Origin of the sequence: Azohydromonas lata, from assembly GCF_034427735.1 — a bacterium.
In the GTDB taxonomy this organism is placed as follows: Bacteria; Pseudomonadota; Gammaproteobacteria; order Burkholderiales; family Burkholderiaceae_C; genus Azohydromonas; species Azohydromonas lata.
This window is the reverse complement of record NZ_JAXOJX010000282.1, coordinates 1-225: the sequence shown is the minus strand read 5'-3', so window position 1 is coordinate 225 and position 225 is coordinate 1. Positions and strand designations below refer to the sequence as shown.

Genomic DNA, 225 nt, shown 5'->3' with positions numbered 1-225 from the left:
GCCACGGCCACGGGTGTGGACGTGAGCACGGCGGGCACGGGCACGGTGTCGATCGACGCGCGCGGCGGCGCGCTGGCCATGGCCGGCGACGCCCAGGTCACGGGCGCCGGCGCGCGGCTGCATGCGGCGAGCACGGTCACCGTGGGCAACGTCACGGCCACCAGCGTCAGCGTGGTGGCCGACACGGGCGCCATCGCCAACGCGCTGGGCAGCACCACCAACGTC

Annotated in this window: 1 protein-coding gene; it reads left to right on the top strand. The window is 76.4% G+C overall.

Annotation, left to right across the window (positions count from 1 at the left end):
- Positions 1–225, top strand: a 225-nt coding sequence (locus SM757_RS35400; protein WP_322468927.1) for a hypothetical protein, incomplete at both ends; no start/stop codon positions are given.